14 protein-coding genes and 1 pseudogene are annotated in these 15,320 nt (G+C 67.2%); 11 read left to right on the top strand and 4 right to left on the bottom strand.

Annotated features, from left to right (window positions below):
* The first annotated feature begins 15 nt into the window (after positions 1-15).
* From I4484_RS14565 to trpE, 6 genes are all read left to right on the top strand, one after another.
* On the top strand, positions 16-474 hold the full coding sequence (locus tag I4484_RS14565) for a GNAT family N-acetyltransferase (RefSeq protein WP_197447968.1): 459 nt from the start codon (positions 16-18) through the stop codon (positions 472-474).
* 33 nt (positions 475-507) lie between these two features.
* Complete coding sequence (gene rpe / locus I4484_RS14560; RefSeq protein ID WP_197447967.1) at positions 508-1,206, top strand: ribulose-phosphate 3-epimerase; 699 nt, start codon at positions 508-510, stop codon at positions 1,204-1,206.
* A 43-nt stretch (positions 1,207-1,249) separates the two neighbouring features.
* Entirely contained in the window at positions 1,250-1,579 is a 330-nt protein-coding gene (locus I4484_RS14555) for a GIY-YIG nuclease family protein (protein ID WP_197447966.1), read from the top strand.
* Between the two features lie 76 nt (positions 1,580-1,655).
* Entirely contained in the window at positions 1,656-2,939 is a 1,284-nt protein-coding gene (locus I4484_RS14550) for a sorbosone dehydrogenase family protein (RefSeq protein ID WP_197447965.1), read from the top strand.
* A 181-nt stretch (positions 2,940-3,120) separates the two neighbouring features.
* Entirely contained in the window at positions 3,121-3,786 is a 666-nt protein-coding gene (locus I4484_RS14545) for a phosphoglycolate phosphatase (RefSeq protein WP_197447964.1), read from the top strand.
* A gap of 238 nt (positions 3,787-4,024) precedes the next feature.
* Complete coding sequence (gene trpE, locus I4484_RS14540) at positions 4,025-5,509, top strand: anthranilate synthase component I (protein ID WP_197451059.1); 1,485 nt, start codon at positions 4,025-4,027, stop codon at positions 5,507-5,509.
* Positions 5,510-5,592: 83 nt separating this feature from the next.
* Here trpE and I4484_RS14535 read toward each other — a convergent pair whose 3' ends face one another.
* Positions 5,593-6,579 carry a metal ABC transporter solute-binding protein, Zn/Mn family gene (locus tag I4484_RS14535; RefSeq protein ID WP_197447963.1) on the bottom strand — a complete coding sequence of 329 codons (987 nt, stop codon included), beginning with the start codon at positions 6,577-6,579 and terminating at the stop codon, positions 5,593-5,595.
* A 357-nt stretch (positions 6,580-6,936) separates the two neighbouring features.
* On the opposite strand from I4484_RS14535, the gene I4484_RS14530 reads away from it, so the two are divergent.
* Genes I4484_RS14530 through trpC form a run of 3 tightly spaced genes read left to right on the top strand, consistent with a single transcriptional unit; the run spans position 6,937 to position 9,417 of the window.
* Positions 6,937-7,521, top strand: coding sequence for an aminodeoxychorismate/anthranilate synthase component II (locus I4484_RS14530; protein ID WP_197447962.1), 585 nt, complete (start codon positions 6,937-6,939; stop codon positions 7,519-7,521).
* Between the two features lie 26 nt (positions 7,522-7,547).
* A complete protein-coding gene (gene trpD, locus I4484_RS14525) occupies positions 7,548-8,567 on the top strand; it encodes an anthranilate phosphoribosyltransferase (RefSeq protein WP_197447961.1) in 1,020 nt (339 codons plus the stop codon).
* 43 nt (positions 8,568-8,610) lie between these two features.
* Positions 8,611-9,417 (top strand): indole-3-glycerol phosphate synthase TrpC, encoded by an 807-nt coding sequence (trpC, locus tag I4484_RS14520; RefSeq protein ID WP_197447960.1) that lies wholly within the window; start codon positions 8,611-8,613, stop codon positions 9,415-9,417.
* Between the two features lie 80 nt (positions 9,418-9,497).
* On the opposite strand, the gene I4484_RS14515 is transcribed toward trpC, so the two are convergent.
* Both I4484_RS14515 and I4484_RS14510 read right to left on the bottom strand, forming a co-directional pair.
* Positions 9,498-10,121 carry a cytochrome c gene (locus I4484_RS14515; RefSeq protein ID WP_197447959.1) on the bottom strand — a complete coding sequence of 208 codons (624 nt, stop codon included), beginning with the start codon at positions 10,119-10,121 and terminating at the stop codon, positions 9,498-9,500.
* Between the two features lie 4 nt (positions 10,122-10,125).
* On the bottom strand, positions 10,126-11,376 hold the full coding sequence (locus I4484_RS14510) for a sorbosone dehydrogenase family protein (RefSeq protein WP_197447958.1): 1,251 nt from the start codon (positions 11,374-11,376) through the stop codon (positions 10,126-10,128).
* A gap of 105 nt (positions 11,377-11,481) precedes the next feature.
* On the opposite strand from I4484_RS14510, the pseudogene I4484_RS21075 reads away from it, so the two are divergent.
* Together I4484_RS21075 and I4484_RS21070 are read left to right on the top strand one after the other, a co-directional pair.
* Positions 11,482-11,733: pseudogene (locus I4484_RS21075) on the top strand (ATP-binding protein); the annotation flags it as partial.
* A complete protein-coding gene (locus I4484_RS21070) occupies positions 11,672-11,854 on the top strand; it encodes an ATP-binding protein (protein WP_368408052.1) in 183 nt (60 codons plus the stop codon). The pseudogene I4484_RS21075 and the gene I4484_RS21070, both read left to right, overlap by 62 nt.
* Positions 11,855-11,938: 84 nt before the next feature.
* On the opposite strand, the gene I4484_RS14495 is transcribed toward I4484_RS21070, so the two are convergent.
* Complete coding sequence (locus tag I4484_RS14495; protein WP_197447956.1) at positions 11,939-15,175, bottom strand: FAD-binding and (Fe-S)-binding domain-containing protein; 3,237 nt, start codon at positions 15,173-15,175, stop codon at positions 11,939-11,941.
* Positions 15,176-15,320: the final 145 nt, after the last annotated feature.

Raw genomic sequence — 15,320 nt, 5'->3', positions numbered from 1 at the left:
GCAGGGAGACGCTGAATGATACGCCCGGCCATCATCGAGGACATACCGCAGCTCGTCGATATCTGGCTGCGTGCCTCGTTGCTCGCCCACGACTTCATACCCGCCGACTTCTGGCACGCGCGTGCCGACGACATGGCAAGCCTCTATCTGCCCGGCGCGGAAACCTTCGTGCTCGAGGCGGCCGAGCGACCCATCGGCTTTGCCGCGCTCAACGGCGATCATCTGGAGGCGCTGTTCGTCGACCCCGAGGTGCAGAACTTCGGCCACGGCTCCCGCTTGATGGCGCATGCCATGGGCCAGCGGGAGCGTCTCACCCTGTGTGTCTATTCGCGCAACGTGCGAGCCGTCTCCTTCTACCGTCGGCTGGGCTTCCAGGTCGTCGAGGAGCGTCGCGAACCGCTCAGCGGCGAGAACGAAACCCTGATGGCCTGGGAGCGTCGACTGCCCCGGCCGCCGGAGGGTCTGGTAACATGACGCCTCTTCAAACGTGCGATGGCTGATACTTCGATGAGCGACGCGAACCGCGACTTCCTGATTGCCCCCTCCATCCTCTCCGCCGATTTTGCCCGGCTGGGTGAGGAAGTGGACAACGTGCTGGCCGCCGGAGCGGATATCGTCCACTTCGACGTGATGGACAACCACTACGTCCCCAACCTGACCATCGGCCCCATGGTGTGCCAGGCGCTGCGCAAGCACGGCGTTACCGCCCCCATCGACGCCCACCTGATGGTCAAGCCGGTGGACCGGCTGATCGGCGACTTCATCGATGCCGGCGCCAGCTACATCACCTTTCACCCGGAGGCGTCGGAGCATATCGACCGCTCGCTGCAGCTGATTCGCGACGGCGGCTGCAAGGCGGGGCTGGTGTTCAACCCGGCGACGCCGTTGTCCTACCTCGACTACGTCATGGACAAGGTCGACATGGTCCTGCTGATGAGCGTCAACCCGGGTTTCGGCGGCCAGGCCTTCATTCCCGGCACGCTCGACAAGCTGCGCGAGGTGCGCCGTCGCATCGATGCCTCGGGCCGAGACATTCGCCTCGAGATCGATGGCGGGGTGAAGGCCGACAATATCGCCGAGATCGCCCGAGCCGGTGCCGACACCTTCGTCGCCGGGTCGGCGGTGTTCAATGCCGGCCGCGACAGCGACCCGAATCGCTACGACAGCGTCATCCGCGCCTTCCGCGAGCAGCTGGCAGCGGTATAGCCGCCGCGCGATGAGAGATCCGGCGCCTGTGTGGTACCTCTACATGATCGAAACCCGGCAAGGGAGGCTCTATACCGGCATCACCACCGACGTCGCGCGGCGCCTGGCACAGCACGAGGCCGGGCGAGGTGCCAAGGCCCTGCGTGGGCACGGGCCGTTGGCTCTGGTACATCATGAGCCGGTGGGCAGCCGCAGCGAGGCGCTGCGCCTCGAGGCAGTGGTGAAGCGGCTCTCCGCCACGGACAAGCGGGCCTGGCTGTCCCGCCGCGCAGCCCGTAACGGCGGGGCCATGCCGCTTGAGGGACGGCCGGAGGAAGCGCTCGATCAGTGCGGCCTTCGCCGAGTGAGCGGCTCCCGCGAAGGGGCAGAGTGACGACTTGACGCTTCTTCGGGACCTGCTTTACTCACTGTTACAGGTCGATCCCGACCCGTAACCGGAGGCCACAACAATGCACAAGAACGCCCTCTCTGCGGGTGTCGCCGCCGCGGCGGTGGCACTCTCCCTCGCCCCTGCCCTGGCCGCCGACGACGATACCCTCGAGCGTCTCGGCGCCTTCCAGACGACCGGCACCACCGACTTCATCACCGTCGAGCAGAATGGCCCGGCCGCCGAGGCGATCCGCCAGACGCTGCAGCGCATTCGCCTGCCGGAAGGCTTCTCCATCGAGCTCTACGCCCTGGTGCCCGATGCCCGCCACATGGCGGTCGGCCCCCAGGGGGTGGTCACCTTCGTCGGCACCCGCAAGAAGGAGGTGTGGGCGGTGACGGATCGCAGCAAGAACCGGGTCGCCGACGAGGTGAAGAACTTCGCCCCGTCGCTGGCCAAGGCGATCCCCAACGGGCCCTGCTTCTCGCAGGACGGCGTGCTCTACATTGCCGAGCAGAATCGCGTGCTGGCCTACCCGGCGGCGGAATTCTTCTACGAGAGCCCCGACGTGGTGGCCGTGCCGGTCATCGCCGGTGGCGAACTCATCCCCGAGGAGTTCGTCAGCTACAACCACACGGCGCGCGTCTGCGACGTCGGTCCGGACGGCAAGCTCTATATCTCCCTGGGCCAGCCTTACAACGTGCCGCCCGAAGAGCACATGGAAACGTTCAACGAGGTCGGCATCGGCGGCATCATCCGTGTCGGGCAGGACGGCAGCGGTCGCGAGGTCTACAGCTACGGCATCCGCAACTCGGTGGGCCAGGACTTCCACCCCGAGACCGGCGAGCTGTGGTTCACCGACAACCAGGTGGACGGCATGGGCGACGACATTCCGCCGGGAGAGATCAATCGCCAGACCGCTGCCGGCCAGAACTTCGGCTTCCCCTGGTATGGCGGCGGCGACGTGCGCACCAACGAGTACAAGAACGATGAGGTGCCGGAAGACGTCGTCTTCCCGGTGGTGGAGACCGACGCCCATGCGGCCGACTTGGGGATGATGTTCTACACCGGCAGGATGTTCCCCGAGGAGTATCGGGGCGGCATCTTCTCCGCCCAGCATGGCTCCTGGAACCGCACCGAGCCCATCGGTGCCCGCGTCATGTTCACCCCGGTCGATGCCGAGGGCAATGTGACCGGCGACACCGTGCCCTTCGCCGAGGGCTGGCTCGACGAGAATGGAGAGTATCTGGGACGCCCGGTGGACGTCGCCCAACTGCGCGACGGCTCGCTGCTGGTCTCCGACGACCTGGCGGGGGCGCTCTACCGTATCTCCTACCGGGAGCCCGCCCAGCCCGACGAGGAGTGAGATCGACGCATGGCCCGGGCAGGAAGTGCGCTTGCCAGCGCGGGGATTGTCAGGCGGGGGCCGGGCGAGGGGGGGCTTCTCGTCGCGGCCCCCACGGCGGCGAAGTAGGCATCGCCCTCGCGGCCGGGTACCATGCCGGCATCTTTCCGCTACCCACCGCGAGGGCCCGTCCGGCATTCTCATGCACCCGATCCTCACCGATATTCGTCTGGTCACCTTCGACCTCGACGGCACCCTGGTCGATTCGGTACCCGACCTCGCCGTGGCCGTGGATGCCGCCCTCGACGCGCTCGGTCTGCCACCGGCCGGCGAGGCGCGGGTGCGCGACTGGGTGGGCAACGGCTCGCTCAAGTTGATGGAAAGGGCGCTGGCCCATGCTGCGGGCGGCCTACCCGGCGAGGCGCTGCTGGCCCGCGCCCACGCGGACTTTCTCGAACACTACGGCCGCGACCCCGGCTCGCGCACGCGGCTCTATCCTGGCGTGCGCGAAGCGCTGGATGGCCTGCGCGGGGGCGGCTGGGTCCTGACGCTGGTGACCAACAAGCCGTTCGCGTTCATCCGGCCGATCCTGGCGCAGTTCGGGCTCGAGGACCACTTCGCGCTGTGCCTGGGCGGCGACAGCCTGCCGCAGAAGAAGCCCGATCCGGCTCCGTTGCTGCATGTGGCCGCTCAATTCGGCCTGTCGCCGTCGGCCTGCCTGATGGTCGGCGACTCCCGCCACGATGTCGCCGCCGGTCGGGCCGCCGGCTTCCGTACGCTGGCCGTACCCTACGGCTACAACCACGGCGAACCGGTGCGCGACAGCCGCCCGGATGCGCTGGTTGATTCACTGGCGGAACTCGTTTAGGGTGATTTTCGATCCTTATCAATGACCTCGGAATCCTTCCGTTTGCCTATTCCTGCGGGAACGCTCGATGGACAGCATGATGCTGCATGACGACTCCTCTGCCCGTGGCGGCCTGCGTCCGGCTGTCATCCCGACGGTGCCATTTTCCGCCCAGCCCGCCGGCTGGCGATGGTGACGCTCGCCGACGCATCGCCCCGATCACCTGCTGTCACCGTCCGATCATCGAGGACCCGTCATGATGACTCCCGAACGTTTCCGTGCGCTGGCCGACGCCGGCTACAACCGTATCCCTGTCACCCGCGAGGTGTTGGCCGATCTCGATACGCCGCTGTCGACCTACCTGAAGCTGGCCGACGAACCCTGGACCTTCCTGCTCGAATCGGTGCAGGGCGGCGAGAAGTGGGGGCGCTACTCGATCATCGGGCTGCCATGCCAGGAGCGCATCGAAGTGCGCGGCTTCACCGTCAGCCACATGCGCCAAGGTGAATGCCTCGAACGCGTGGAGGTGGAGGATCCGCTGACCTGGATCGAGCAGTTCCAGGCGCGTTTCCGCGTGCCCGACCTCGACGACCAGCCGCGCTTCGATGGTGGCCTGGTGGGCTACTTCGGCTACGACACCATCCGCTACATTGAACCGCGCCTGCGGGGCGTCGAGAAACCCGACCCGCTCGGCGTGCCGGACATTCTGCTGATGGTCTGCGACGAGCTGGTGGTCTTCGACAACCTCTCGGGGCGGCTGACGCTGTGGACCCATGCCGATCCGGCCATCCCGGACGCCTTTGCCACGGCGGTGGCGCGCCTCGAGAGCCTGGAGCGGCGCCTGCGCAGCGCCGGCGTGCAGGCCGCCAGTCCCGGTACCGGGCGCAGCGCGGTGGAGGAGGGGCACTTCACCTCGGGCTTCACCGAGGCCGGTTTCAAGGCGGCGGTAGAGAAGATCAAGGCGTACGTGCTGGCCGGCGACGTCATGCAGTGCGTGCCTTCGCAGCGCATGTCGATCCCCTACCAGGCCTCGCCGCTCGACCTCTACCGCGCGCTGCGCAGCCTCAACCCCTCGCCCTACATGTTCTTCTTCAACCTGGACGATCATCATGTGGTGGGCTCCTCTCCCGAGATCCTCACGCGGCTGGAGGAGGGCGAGGTCACCGTGCGCCCGATCGCCGGCACCCGGGTGCGCGGCAAGACCGAGGAGGAGGACCGCGCGCTCGAGGCCGAGCTGCTGGCCGACCCCAAGGAGATCGCCGAGCACCTCATGCTGATCGACCTGGGGCGCAACGACGTGGGGCGCATCAGCGAGACGGGGTCGGTGCAGGTGACCGACCAGATGGCCGTCGAACGCTACTCCCACGTCATGCACATCGTCTCCAACGTCACCGGTAGGCTGAAGCCGGGGCTGTCCGCCATGGACGTGCTGCGCGCCACTTTCCCGGCGGGCACGCTTTCCGGTGCCCCCAAGATCCGCGCGCTGGAGATCATCGACGAGCTGGAGCCGGTCAAGCGCGGTATCTATTCCGGTGCGGTGGGGTATCTCTCCTGGCACGGCAACATGGACACCGCGATCGCCATCCGCACCGCGGTGATCAAGGACGGCGAGCTGCACGTGCAGGCGGGAGCCGGCGTGGTCGCCGACTCCGTGCCCGAACTCGAGTGGCAGGAGACCCTCAACAAGGGGCGCGCCATTTTCCGCGCCGTGGCGATGGCGGAGAAGGGGCTGGACAACCTCTAGACGACTCCGGCCGCTGGCGCCTCCATGGCGCGGGCGGCCGTGCTCTCAACGTAGCGGGCTCGGTCATCGAAGCAGGCGAGCGCTCACTCGCTAACGTTGGCGCCTTCCGCTGCCTGTTCCGTTTCCTTCTCGCCCTCTGCGCACGCTTCGCTCTCCTTGCTCTCTTCCTGCATCAGGGCGTGGCGGATCAGGTTGGCATTGTGGCGCATCATGGCCACGTAGTTCGAGGCGTCGCCGTCGGGCTCGCTGAGTGAATCGACGAACAGCGGGCCGGCCGTGGGTACGCCCGTGTTGGCGGAAATCGCCTGAATATCGCGGTCCGACAGGGTGCTTTCCCAGAACAGGGCAGCCGGCTGGATCTCCTCGATCAGGTCGATGAGGCGCTTGGCCTGCGGTGGCGAGCCTTCGGTCTCGGCATTGCTGCCCCAGGCGCCGTCATGGCGAAAACCATAGGCGTCGGCGAAGTAGACGAACGCCGTCTCGGTGGTGATCAGGATCCGCCGCTCCTCGGGAATCGACGCCAGCCGCTCGCTCACCTCATCGTGCAGCGCGGCGAGCTTCTCCTTGGCGGCGCTGGCCCTGGCCTGGAAACTATCGGCGGCCGGAGGGTGCAACTCGGCCAACTGGTCGGCAATGACCTGCAGGTAGGCCGCGACCGCGCGCGGGTCCATCCACAGGTGGGGGTCGGGTTCGCCGGTGTACTCTCCCGTCACGACCGGCTGGGTCGGATATTCCGACGCCTCGGCGACTGCCACCAGCGGCGCACGGTTGCCCACCGTGGCGTGGACCTGGCGCATCCATTGCTCGAGCTGGTAGCCGTTGTAGAAGATGAGGTCGGCATCCTCCAGGGCGATGAAGCTGTCTGGCGTCAGCTCCCATTCATGCACTTCGGCCCCTGCCGGCGCCAGGACCACCAGTTCGATATCATTGCCGCCGACCTGACTGACCAGGTCGCCAAGGAGCGAGAAGCTGGCGACCACCTTGGGATTGGCTGCTGCCGCTGAAGCGCCACCGAGCATGGCGGCAATGAAGGGAGCCAGCCAAGTACAGGCTCGGCGGGTAAAGCGCATCGTGAATCTCCTTTTTACGCAGCGCACGTGCCCCGATGATAGAGACTGGGCAATAGGCTTGCCAGCGGTGCCGTCGATCCCTGCCATACTCGCGCTGCGCATCGGCCGGCGTTGCGCCAAGCCGCCATCTTGCGTTGACAGCCCCGCCGCGACGACGGCACTATTGCGTCATGAACGCAAACGCCCATATGCCAACGTCGATCCAGTGGTGGCGCTCCTGAGCGAGGGGCGGCACGCTGACGACTGAAGAGAATGCCGCCGTCGGGGCGGCTTTTTTGTGTCCGAAGCAGACCCTGCACGGCTGGCCGAGCAATACGCAACACCAAAAAAAGATTCGCTTTAACAGGACTTTACGCCATGTCCGTGCTGATGATCGACAATTACGACAGCTTCACCTTCAACGTCGTGCAGTATCTGGGCGAACTGGGGGCCGAGGTGGTCACCCATCGCAACGATGCCATCTCGCTGGAGCGGATCGAGGCGCTGGCGCCGAGCCATCTGGTGATCTCGCCCGGCCCCTGCACGCCCAACGAGGCCGGCATTTCGCTTGCCGCCATCGCGCATTTCGCCGGGCGGCTGCCGATCCTCGGCATCTGCCTCGGGCACCAGGCGATCGGCCAGGTCTATGGCGGCAGGGTGGTGCGCGCTCCCCAGGTGATGCACGGCAAGACCTCGCGGATTCGCCACCATGGCCAGGGAGTGTTCGCCGGCCTCGAGGACCCGCTCGAGGTGACCCGCTATCATTCACTGGTGGTCGAGGCCGACACGCTGCCCGATTGCCTGGAGGTCACGGCCTGGACCGACGACGATGACGTGACGCCTGGCTTGATCATGGGGCTGCGTCATCGCGAGCTGGACATCGAAGGCGTGCAGTTCCACCCGGAATCGATCCTGACCCGTCAGGGGCACGAGCTGCTGGCCAATTTCCTGAAGCGTCGCTGACCCGCCCGAAAGAGGAGTGCCTGCCCATGCAGATGCGAGACGCCATCGCCGCGGTGATGCGCCACGAGAACCTGAGTTTCGACGCCACCCATTCGGTGATGCACCAGATCATGACCGGGGAGGCCACCGACGCCCAGATCGGCGGGCTATTGGTGGGCCTGGCGATGAAGGGGGAGAGCGCCGAGGAGATCGGCGCCGCGGCGCAGGTCATGCGTGAACTGATGAAGCGGGTGCATGTGGTGGCCGAGAACGTGGTGGACATCGTCGGAACCGGTGGTGACGGCGCCAACCTGTTCAATGTCTCGACCGCCTCGAGCTTCGTGGCCGCGGCGGCCGGCGCCCATGTGGCCAAGCACGGCAACCGCAGCGTCTCGTCCTCCTCCGGCAGCGCCGACCTGTTCGACATGGCCGGTATCCACCTGGACCTCAGGCCGGAGCAGGTGGCACGCTGCATCGAGCAGGTGGGCGTCGGCTTCATGTTCGCCCCCAACCACCATCCCGCCATGCGCTTCGCCATCGGCCCGCGCCGCGAGATGGGCGTCCGCACCCTGTTCAATATCCTCGGCCCGTTGACCAATCCCGCCGCCGCGCCGAACCAGGTGCTGGGGGTCTACGCCGCGGAGCTGGTACCGCTGATGGCCGAGGTGTTGAAGAACCTCGGCAGTCGCCACGTCATGGTGGTGCACGCCGAGGATGGGCTGGACGAGATCTCCCTGGCCGCGCCGACCCAGGTTGCCGAACTCAAGGATGGCGAGATCCACCGCTACACCATCGCGCCCGAGGACTTCGGCATCGAGCGTCAGGAGCTGGCGCCGCTGAAGGTGGTCAGCGCCGAAGATAGCCTGCGGCTGGTGCGCGAGGCATTGGTAGGCGACGGGCCCGCGGCGGACATCGTCTCCCTCAACGCCGGAGCGGCGCTCTACTGCGCCGGCATTGCCGATACGCTGAAGGAAGGAGTCATGATGGCCCAGGACGCGCAAGCCTCCAAGCTGCCGCTGGAGAAGATGAAGGAACTGGCCGACTTCACTCGCGTACTGGTTTCCTGACGCCCATTCGCGGCCGTTGCCGCCCGTATCGAGAGCCGAGATCATGAGCCCCACCCAGGACGCCCCGACCATTCTGACCCGCATCCTCGCGCGCAAGGACGAGGAAGTGGCCGAGCGCCGCCGCGCCGTGTCCGAGAGCGAGTTGTTGCAACGTGCCGAGCGGCAGAGTGCACCGCGCGGCTTCATTGCCGCACTTGACCAGCGCATCGCCGAGGGAGACCCGGCGGTGATCGCCGAGATCAAGAAGGCATCCCCCTCCCGGGGTGTGATCCGTGAAGACTTTCGCCCCGCCGAGATCGCCGCGAGCTACGCCGCCGGCGGTGCCGCCTGCCTCTCGGTGCTGACCGATGCCGACTTCTTCCAGGGCCACGAGGACTTCCTCGTCGCGGCCCGCGAGGCGTGCGAGCTGCCTGTCATTCGCAAGGATTTCATCGTGCACGGCTACCAGGTCAGCGAAGCCCGTGCCATCGGCGCCGACTGTATCCTGTTGATCGTCGCTGCTCTGGACGATGCGCGCATGGCCGATCTCCACCAGCAGGCGACGGCGCTGGGCATGGACGTGCTGGTCGAGGTGCACGATGCCCTGGAGCTCGAGCGTGCGCTGAAGCTGGGAATCGGCCTGGTGGGCATCAACAACCGCAACCTGCACACTTTCGAGACCCGCCTGGAGACCACGCTGGAGCTGCTGTCGCGCATTCCGGCGGGGGTCACGGTGGTGACGGAGTCCGGCATTCACACCCGCAGCGACGTGCTGCGCATGCGCGAGCACGACGTGCACGGCTTCCTCGTCGGCGAGGCCTTCATGCGCGAGCAGGAGCCGGGCGAGGCGTTGCGGCGACTGTTCTACTGAGCGATCCCCGGCCGGACGTCAGCACCGCCGACAGCCCCGGGCTGCCGGCGGTGTCTCCGCTTCTCGCGATACCCGTCGGGCTAGCCGCGCTCGTAATGGGCGAGGAAGTGGGCCAGCGCCTCGATCTCGGCGTCATCGACATTGCGCAGAATGTCGACCATGGTGGTATCCGGCCCGCCGCGCGTGCGTTCCCGGTAGGCGCGCATGGCCTGCACGAGATAGTCCTCGCGCTGATGCGCGAGGCGCGGCATCTGTTCGTGGCCCGAGAAGTCAGTGCGGTGACAGCTGGCGCAGCGGTGCTGGCGGGCGAGCTCGCGGCCTCGTTCCATCATCGCCTCGTCCGGCTCGCCCTCGGGCGGTTCCAGGGCCTGCTCGGCATAGTGCGCGGCAAGCGCCTGTATCTCCTCGTCCGATAGCCCTTGGGCCTGGGGCGTCATGACCTCGTTACGCCTCAGGCGCTCACGGAAGTAGATCAGTTGGTTGGTGAGGGCGAGCGCGGGCTGCCCGGCCAGGGAGGGAACGCCTGACTCGACGGCGTTGCCATCCTCGCCATGGCAGCCTGCGCATACTTGCAGCTGCTCCTCCAGAGGCAGCCCCGCCGCCGGCCCTTCCTGCGAACGCACCTCCGTGGCCAGCAGGCCGCCCCCGACCAGTGACAGCGCGAGCGCGCGCCGTCCGGGCGTCGCGCACGCAAGGCATCGCACGGCCTCATTCCACATAGTCGGGGGTCTCGTAGCTGATCCGATAGATCGCGCCGTTTTGCTCGTCGGAGACCAGCAGGGCGCCGTCCGGCATCTGCAGCACGTCCACCGGCCGTCCGAAGAAAGCGTTCTCGCTTGGGTCGAGCAGGCCCACCATGAAAGGCGACAGGTCGGCGCGCCTCCCATCCTCGGAGAGTTTCGCCACCAGTAGGTCATAGCCCACGCTCAGGGTGCGGTTCCAGGAGCCGCGACGAGCGATGAAGATCGCGTTGCGATACTCCTCGGGGAACATCTCTCCGGTGTAGAAGCGCATGCCCAGCGGGGCGCTGTGCGGATCGGTGACCGCGGCAGGCAGCGTCTTGTCATTGCAGGCATCGGCGCTGCCAAGCTCAGGGTCGATGATGCCGACGCTGTGACACACGGGAAAGCCGAAGTGCTCGCCCGGCTCGCCGAGACGGTTGAGCTCGTCGCCGGGACCGTGCTCGCCGATCCAGTCCTGGTTGTTGTCGGTGAACCACAGCTCATCGGTGTCGGGATGAAAATCGAAGCCTACTGTGTTGCGCACGCCGCGCGCCTCGATGCGCATGTCGCTGCCGTCCGGCTCGAAGCTGTGAATGGTGGCATGGGTATCGGGGTCGACTTCGCAGCCGTTGCAGGGCGCCCCGACGGGAACGTAGAGCCGCCCGTCCGGGCCGAAGGCGAGGAACTTCCAGCCGTGGTGCTCATCGTCGGGCAGGCCGAAGGCGTCGGTCAACTCCTCGGGCTCGGGGATGTCGTCGCCGTCGGCCAGGTGCGATTCGATATCGTCGTAGCGGAAGATGCGGTTGATGGCCGCCACGTAGAGGCTGCCATCCTTGAAGGCGACGCCGTTGGGCTGGGTCAGGCCCTCGGCGACGATGACGTGTTCGCGCTCGTCGCCGTTGTCCTGCACCGCATAGACTCGCCCGATGCCGCGGGTACCGACGAACAACGTACCTTCGTCGCCAAGTGCCATCATGCGTGCCCCCGGCATGCCGTGCGCCCACAGCTCGGCGCTGAAGCCATCCGGCAGGCGCAGACGGTCGAGAGGGATGTCCTCCTCCGGGGTGACCGTCAGCGGGGTGGCGTGCGGTGAGAGAGGCGAATTGCCGAGCTCGGCGGCACGGCCCTGGGCCCAGGCGGGCTCGTGCTCGTCACCCAGCGCAGCGAGCGAGGCGGCGGCGAGAAGGCCCGTGGCGGAAACGCTCAGGATGCGGCGTGGCAGGGGAGAGGGAGACATCATTGGCTCCTTGTTCTTGTTCAGGTTTTCGTTTCCTCGCCGGCGTGTTCTCAAGTCAAGCGAGGCCTGCCACATCAGCCTAGGAGCTCGCCTCGGGGCGGGTCGATGAATTCTCTCTATCGGTGCACGATCGTGCGCGAATACGGCCAGCTGCCTGCAGTCGAGTGCATACCGGCGCAGCTCAACCAGGCCTTCCTCAACCTGCTGGTCGATGCGGCCCAGGCGATCGAGGAGCACGGCACCATCACTCTGCGCACCGTGTGCGAGGACGACCAGGTCTGGCTCGCCTTTGCCGATGACGGCGTCGGCATCCCAGCCGAGCTGCGGTCGCGGATCTTCGACCCCTTCTTTAACCACCAAGCCGGTGGGCCAGGGGACCGGCTTCGGCCTGTCGCTCTCCTATGGCATCGTGCAGAAGCATGGAGGCCGCATCGAGGTCGACAGTCGGCCCAGCGAGGGCACGACCTTCACCCTGTGATTGTCAGTCCGGCGTGCCGCGGACGAAAGCGCGCCAGCGGCCACGGTCACCGACTGAGTGCCAAGCCGCATGGCCTGGCTGTCATCACCAGCTCAGCGGGCGCAGTTGGGCCAGCAGCCCCTGCAGCGGGTGCGGCAGGTCCCGGTCGGAAAGGCGCTTGGCCTGGCTGCGGCAGGAGTAGCCGGTGGCCAGCAGCCGGCCCCGGTTGGCCTCGTCCTCGACCACCGGCTGCCATGACTGGGCGTAGATGGTTCTCGAAGTCTCGAGATTGCGTGCCTCGTGGCCGTAGGTGCCGGACATGCCGCAGCAGCCGGTGGCGACGAGCTCGAGCTCGAAGCCGAAGGCGGCAAAGATCTGCTGCCACGCCTTGGGGCTGCCCGGAGCATTGGTCGCCTCGGTGCAGTGGGAGAGTAGCCGGAAGCCCGGATCGTCGAGGCTTTCCAGCTTCCGGGCCAGGGCGGGCGGCACCAGGCGCTTGCCCTGGGCCACCAGCCACTCCTGCAGCATCAGCACCTCGGGCACGCTGTCGGGGCCCAGCGTCTTCACGTACTCCTGGCGGTAGGTGAGGGTCATGGCCGGATCGATGCCCACCAGCGGCACGCCGAACTCGGCCAGGGCGCGCAGCCGCCGCGCCTGCTTTTCCGCAGTGCGGGCAAAGGCGCCGAGGAAGCCCTGCACGTGCAGCGGCTTGCCGTTGGCCGAGTAGGGGGCGACGAACACTTTCACGTCCAACCGCGAGAGCAACTCGACGATGTCCCTTACCCGTTCTGCCTCGAAGTGGCTGGTGAAGGCATCCTGCACGATGACCACGCTCCGGGCCTTCTGCGCCTCGCTGAGCAGGCCCAGCGAAACCGGCGTGGCTTCGGCCACGCCCCAGGCGTGTAGCTGCCTGGCCAGTCGCGCCCGAGAGAGAAGCGGACTGTCGACCAGGCCGACGTGCTGCGACAGCAGCCGGTTCACCAGACGATTGCCCAGCGCGGCGTTGTACAGCGGGGCGACGCGGGCGAGATAGGGGACGAAAAACTCCGTGCCGCCGATCAGGTAGTCCCTTACGGGGCGCAGATAGCGGCCATGGTAGATCTCGAGGAACTGCGAGCGCGAGTCAGGTACGTTGACCTTCACCGGGCACTGGCCGGCGCAGGATTTGCAGGCCAGGCAGCCCGCCATGGCGTCGTAGACCTGGTGGGAGAAGTCGGGCTCGTCGCGACGGCGCCAGGTATTGCGCACCCGCGCCGGCAGGCGCTTGAGGAAGCCCCAGGCACCCTCATGGCGCTGCCGTCGTGCTTCTTCCACCGGATCGACTCCGGCGTTGCCCTGCAGGCGTAGCCATTCGCGGACGAGGCTGGCGCGGCCCTTGGGCGAGTGAATGCGGTCGCGGGTCGCCTTCCACGACGGGCACATGGCGTCGTTGGGGTCGTAGTTGTAGCAGGCGCCGTTGCCGTTGCAGTACACCGTCGCGGCGTGGGCCTGCCACGCGCGCTCGTCGATCTGGCGGTCGAACTGGCCACGGGTGGGCACGCCGTCGATGGTCAGCAGGCCCGGGTCGACCCACTTGACGGCTTCTTCCTGCGAGCCGGTCTCAGCGGCTTCGGGCGGATTCTCCACGGTTTCGGGTGGGGTGGAAAGTGAAAGCGGCGTGGCGATCTTGCCCGGGTTCAGCTGATTGTGCGGGTCGAAGGCGGCCTTGATCCGCTGCAGGCTGGGGTAGAGCTCGCCGAAGAACTTCGGTGCATACTCGGAACGCACGCCCTTGCCGTGCTCGCCCCACAGCAGCCCGCCGTACTTGTGGGTCAGCTCGGCGACTTCGTCGGAGACCTCGCGGATCAGCCGCTCCTGCTCGGGGTCCTTCATGTCGATGGCGGGGCGCACGTGGAGCACGCCGGCGTCGACGTGGCCGAACATGCCGTAGGCGAGGCCGCGGGCGTCCAGCGCGGCGCGGAATTCGCGGATGAAGTCGGCGAGGTGTTCGGGCGGCACCGCGGTGTCCTCGACGAAGGGGATCGGGCGCTTCTCGCCCTTGGCATCGACCCGGGCATTGCCCAGCAGCCCCACGGCGCGCTTGCGCATGCCGTAAACCTGCTGGATCTGGGGGCGGCCCTCGGCCAGGGTGTAGCCCAGGCGCGCGACGCTGTCGTCGGCTTCCAGGTGACGGCAGAAGGCGGCGACGCGCTCGGCGAGCCGCTCGGGGTCGTCGTCGTTGAACTCGACGAGGTTGATGCCGCGAATGGCCACCGCCTGACGCTCGGCCGTGGCGGTATCGCCCTCGGAGCCGTCCGAGGCCGCCTCGCTGGGGAAGAATTCCGCCACGCTATCCCAGACGAAATCTTCCATGGCCAGCAGCAGCACCCTGTCGTCCACCGTCTCGATGGAGGTGGGCCTGGCGGCGGACGCCATCAGCGCCTTGGCGTCGCGCAGGGCGTCCATGAAGCCGGCATAGCGGACGTTGACCAGGGTAGAGTGGCGGGGAATCGGCAGCACGTTGAGCACGGCCTCGTTGAGCAGTCCGAGCGAGCCCTCGGAGCCGCACAGCAGGCTGTTGATATCGAGGCGGCCCTCCGCGTCCCTGAGGTGCGCCAGGTCGTAGCCGGTCAGGCAGCGGTTGAGCGGTGGAAACTTGGCCGCGATCAGTTCGCGCTGGGTGTCGGTGATCTCGCGGGCGGTGCGGTAGGCGTCGCCGATCACGCCGTGGCGATGACACAGCGTCTCCAGTTCGGCATCGTCCAGCGGGCGGCTGACCAGGCGCTCGCCGCCGAGCAGCACGGTGTCGAGTTCGAGCACGTGATCGCGGGTCTTGCCGTACTCGCAGCTGCCCTGACCGCTGGCATCGGTGGAGATCATGCCGCCGATGGTGGCGCGGTTGGAGGTGGACAGGTCGGGGGCGAAGAACAGTCCGTGGGGCTTCAGCGCCGCATTGAGCTGATCCTTGACCACGCCGGCCTGTACGCGCACCCGGCGGCGTTCGACGTCGATCTCGAGAATCGCGTTCATGTGACGGGAGACGTCCACCACCAGGCCGTCGGTGAGCGACTGGCCGTTGGTGCCGGTGCCGCCGCCGCGGGGCGTGAGCACCACCCGACGATGCGCAGGTTCGGCGGCGAGCCGCGCGATGCGCTCGAGATCCTCGGCGTGGCGCGGGAACAGTGCCGCCTGGGGCAAGCGCTGATAGATCGAGTTGTCGGTGGCCAGCACTGTGCGGCTGGCGTAGTCCGGGGCGATCTCGCCCTCGAAGCCGGCGGCCGCGAGTGCCTCGATGAAGCGCAGGTAATGGGCGCCGAGCGCGGCGGTGGCGCTCGATTCGGTGGTGTCCAGTCGTGCGATCATGGTATCGATTCGGTCATGTGACGCTGCCCGATGCGTCGGACGGCAGGGGAATGGCGCTACTTTACCGCGAGAGAGAGGCTGTGCGCATCCCGTCGGACGTTGCAGCGTGGCACCCAGGAAGCCTTTTGCCTACAATGTTTCGCCG

Source organism: Halomonas sp. SS10-MC5 (assembly GCF_015992245.1).
Classification (GTDB): domain Bacteria; phylum Pseudomonadota; class Gammaproteobacteria; order Pseudomonadales; family Halomonadaceae; genus Halomonas; species Halomonas sulfidoxydans.
Note: the sequence above shows the minus strand (reverse complement) of the source record. Positions and strands in the feature narration are given on the sequence as shown.